The 4,609-nt window shown below is 57.6% G+C and carries 1 protein-coding gene; it reads right to left on the bottom strand.

All coding sequences use genetic code 11. The features are described 5' to 3' along the window. Positions 1-4,609 (bottom strand): gingipain R (locus tag GX466_09385; GenBank protein ID NLH94407.1); only part of this gene is annotated, 4,609 nt, incomplete at both ends.

Genomic DNA, 4,609 nt, shown 5'->3' with positions numbered 1-4,609 from the left:
TGCGGGCGCAGCGGTATCCGTTGGTGACGGATGTGTAGAGAACCGTTCCTGACTGCGTCCATTGTTCGGTAAGGTTGAAGGCGGTGTCCACCACGATGTTCTGGCTGCCGTTCCAGAGGAAGGGTGTCTGGAAGGTGAGCATATCCCAGCCGCCGGCTGTAGGCATGTAGCTTTCCGCGCTGAAAACGGTCACCATGTCCGTGGCTCCCTGCCAGTTGGCCACATTGGTGTCGGTGGTGTGTTTGAGGCGGATAATGAAATTCGGCAGGACATAATCCGGCGGGGTGTTGACCCAGAAGGCCAGACCGGTGATGTATATGGGACCGGAGACGCCCTGGGCGTTCAGTTCTGTGGCGGTATAGACCGACTGGCCGTGAAGGCTCTTGTAAGTGATGTTGATGGGGCAGGCTGTATTGTTGGGAGTGCTTGAGGTCCCGTCGCCCAGCATCACTTCGGTGATAAGGTTGGGGGAAGCGGTCACCGTGTTCGAGGGGGCGGATTCACCGTCGGGAGCGGTATAAACGGTGGTCACATAGTAGGAGTAGAGAGCGCCGTTGTTGAGTCCGGAATCCTGATAGGAGGTCCCGGCCACGGTGGCGATGGGGCTGCCGTCGCGGTAGATACGGTAGCCGCTGATGCTGCGGTCCCCATTTCCGGCGGCAAAAGCGGAGCGGGAACCGCGGCCTTCCGCGGCGGTCCAACTGAGGTCCACCACGGTGTTTCCGGGCAGGGCGTACAGGTTTGTGGGGGGATACATGTTCGGGGTGGCGGAAACGGTTGGTGTGGCGGGGGATTCCTCGCCGTCGTAAATCGCTGTCACGTAATATTCATAGGTGCTGCCGTCCGTAACAGCATTGTCGTTGTATTGGGTTCCAATGGGACTGGCCAGCAGGCTGCCGTTTCTGTAAACGCGGTAGTTGTCTGGCTCGCTGAAGACGGGGGCGGTCCAATTCAGCAGCACATGGCCGTGGCTGGCGGTGGCGCTGAGGTTTTGGGGCGGCAGCAGCATGTCGTAATCCGGGAAGATCTTGAGACGCAGGTCGGGCAGGTTCGGGGTGGCCAGCAGGTTGGTTGGAGCGTAGGAATCGCTGCGGTTCTGGCGGGCCCGGTTGCCTTGGGTACTGGAATAACTCCAGCGGGGATAACTGGAGGTATACTGCTGATAGCCTTTCACGGTGAGCACGGCAAGGTTGGAAACTCCATCATAGACGAACATGGGGTTGAGGTTCACCTCCATCCAGCCGGAGGCAGCGTTGTTTGGGAAGTTGCCGCTATAGACCAGGGTATAGCCGGAAGTGCTGTAATTTCCGGAGGCCAGGGTGGACTGGGTGGTGTTTTTCATATAGATGGAGACGGCTTCGATGGGATCCAGGTTGCTGCCGCTATCTTTGTTGAAGGCAAGGGATTTGAGGGTACCGGGCACGCCGATCTCGGAGGCGAGGTAGATGGCTTCGTGGGCGCTGTAGTTGTACCAGCGGTCGAGAGGATAGCCCTGGGTATCGTCGCCATCTCCGATGACCACTTCCAACGGAGCCCCCACTTCCAGATACTCGGTAAGGCTGGCTGTTGCCGTGCCAGACAAGGCATTAAAGTTCAGGGTCACAATGGTTCCGTTTGCCATGGAAGAGGAGGCGGAGACCTCAAAATGAAGAGTGGCACTAGCTCCTGCCGCCAGCGTGGGGAAGCTGTCGCTTCCGTCGGTTATCGTGATTCCTGGAGTGGAACATCCAAGGGAGGCAGTTCCAGTCGCGGTGGGAATTTCACCCACGTTATGGATTTCAATGGATAAGGTGACTGTTTCGCCTGGATCCAGGATTCCATTTTGGTTACCGCTGTAATCGCTCACGATCAGGTGACGGAATTCAAGCTCGGGCTCATATACTCCCAGCCTGAAGTTTTGACTCCAGTTACCGTTGGCTCCGGTGATGTTAAGGTCAAAGAGCAACTGATGGTCTGCCGGGCAGTTGGCAGCCACGCTGACTGAGTAATTGCTTTGTGACCAGGTGCTGCCCTGGGCGGGTACGACGCCGTATGAGGCAGTATTAATGGAAACTGTCACGTAAGGATCGTTGGAGATGAGCACAGCGCTCACGCTGGTGGCGTCCACCAAACCTCGGTTGCCCAGGCGGAGGGAGAGCTGGGCGGACTCGCCGGGCTCCAAATGGGCGTTGGAATTGGCATCCAGTATGTTCACCTGCTCCAGCACAACATAGGGGTAATCCGGAATGAGGGGCCGGGTGGTGATGAAGAGGGCGGATTCATCGGAGAGAGGAGCCGCGGCGGTGGGCCAGATGTTGCCAAAGGTGTATTCCAGGCCGATGGTGGAGGTGTGGTCCTCAATGCCTATGGTGGCATAGTTGCCGTGGGGATAGGCATCCCCGTCGCCGAGGTCGATGTTGTTGAACTCCTTGTACTGGAGCTTGATCTGGCCGTCACCAGTGTGGGTGGGATAGTAAACCGGATCGTAGAGGATGGCCTGGAAGGTCTGGGGAGTAGTGGAATCGTAGCCGGAGATGAGATTGTACCACTCCACCACGTAATAGTGTTGGGTGCTGTTGTACCAAGTGTAAACACCGCTGCTGGACTGGAGGTCCAGGTCGTCCCAGAAGACGGCGATCATGGGGCTGGGGCCTCCGGCATCAGGAAGACGCCAGTTGCGCCAATCGGCATCGTTGGTTTCGCCAAAGGCAATAAAACCGTTGGAACAGATGGAAGCCTGGCTGTAATCCACTCCGTAAAACTTGAAGGTGAAAGGCAGATTCACGGTTTGGATGGCCACGGCTCCCAACTGGTCACCTTCGTCGCTACTGCTGCCGGGATCAGTGAGGTTGAGGGCGGTGCCGCTGCCCCCTTCCGCTGGGGCAATGCCGATCCAGTTGTAAACGGGGCACTGTTCATAGCCAGTGTCGCCTTCGTCGAAGATGAAATAGCCGTAGGCGTCCTGGCCGAGGGGGTCGGTGACGCTGGTCTGGCCGATGGTGAAGGTGAGGGGGATGCTCTGCTGGAAACCATCCGGGTTTGATAGCTCCAGCAGCAGAGGGATCACCATGCCGTCCACGCAGGTGCTGCGGGCCAGGATGGAGAAGGTGTCGGTGTTGTTTCCAGCTGTGGCCCCAGGGTTGATGGAGCCGTAATAGCCCTGGGTGTCGGTTACCTCGAAAAAGCCATCTTGTGAGCTGAGGGTGGCACTGAGATCGGAGAGTGCTGAGCTGCCAACGTTTTGCAGAGTAAGGGTGAGGGGCCAGGTGTCTCCGGGATTAACCAGGTTGCCGGAGGAGCCCACAAAAGTGTGGGAGACGATCTCCAGGCGTCCGTTGCTCACGGTGATGGGGATCAGGGTGGAGTAGGCACCGTCATTGATCTCAAATTCCAGCACGAACTGATGCTGGTCCGGACAATCCGGAGCAATCTGCAGGGTGATGGGTTCCACGCTTTCGCCGGAAGCCCCGGGAGATATAGGGTTGAAATCTATGCGGTCGTAGCTGATGAGGCTGATGTAGGGATCGGAACAGCTGGCCTCCCCAAAGGGGGAAAGTGGTCCGGATGTGGTGTTATGAAGGCTCACGTAAATATCCATGGTCTCTCCGGCGTTGGCTTCACCGTCGCCGTTGCCGCTGGCGTTGTCGTCGATATTTAGCCCATCATAGACCAAGCCGCCGGAGGAGGCAATGTTCACGGTCTGGATGAAAGGCTTGAAGTCGTCTTTGCTGACGGTGAGGCTGAGGTTGTCGGAGAGGTTGGCTGCAAAGGACAGGGTGGCGTTGCCGGAGGCGTCGGTGAAGGCCAGGGCTTGCTGGCCAGCCGGATTGGAAAGGACCACGGAAGCGCCTGGCACCGGGCTGGCGCCGTCGCTCACATTCACCACCAGGCTGGTCTCGCCGGCAGGAATGGAGGAAGGAGCGGTGACGCTGAACTGTGAAGGGATGCCAACGTAAATGGCGGCTGTGGGATCTCCAATGAGGTTGCAGTAACCGGAGAAGTTGTAAGCCTGGGTGGAGTAGTTAATCCCATAGACGGCATAGAGGTAGAGTTTGCCGTAAAGCATGGCTTCGCTCATGTTGCGCATGCCCAAAGGATAGATGCCATGAAAGATGCCCACATCAAGGCAGTTGTTCATGGGGGTGTGGGTGGATGAAGTGGCCATGCCGATGGCGGTCACAGCCCCGCCCAGAGTGGCCTCCGAGCCGTAACGCACCACAGATTCCGTGGTGCTTGTTCCCCCTCCCCAGGAACCGGTGCTGCAGGTGATGAAAACCGCGTGGAAAAGCCGGTAGGCATTGCTCATGTTGTTCATGGTGTTAGGCCAGCCGTTCATGTTGATCCAGCCCCGGAAATTATAGAAGGCCACACCCTGATTTATAGCAGCATTCATTGCGGTGGTGGAGGGGGACCCGCCGTACAATTCAGTATAGGTGTAATCCGGATTGATCTCCAGAGAGCGGTCGTGGATGTATTCGTTGGTATAGATGGTGGATATGCCGGAAGTGGAGGAGTCGCCCACCAGCAGCATGCGGTCCAGCCAGGCTCCCATGTTTGGGTTGATGTCACGTTCCAAGATGTTGATCTTGGCCATGTAGTCCACCATTTCCGCGGCTGAATCCACCGAAAT

It is taken from the genome of Candidatus Cloacimonadota bacterium (assembly GCA_012516855.1).
Taxonomy (GTDB): Bacteria; Cloacimonadota; Cloacimonadia; order Cloacimonadales; family Cloacimonadaceae; genus Syntrophosphaera.
This window is presented reverse-complemented; position numbering and strand designations above follow the sequence as displayed.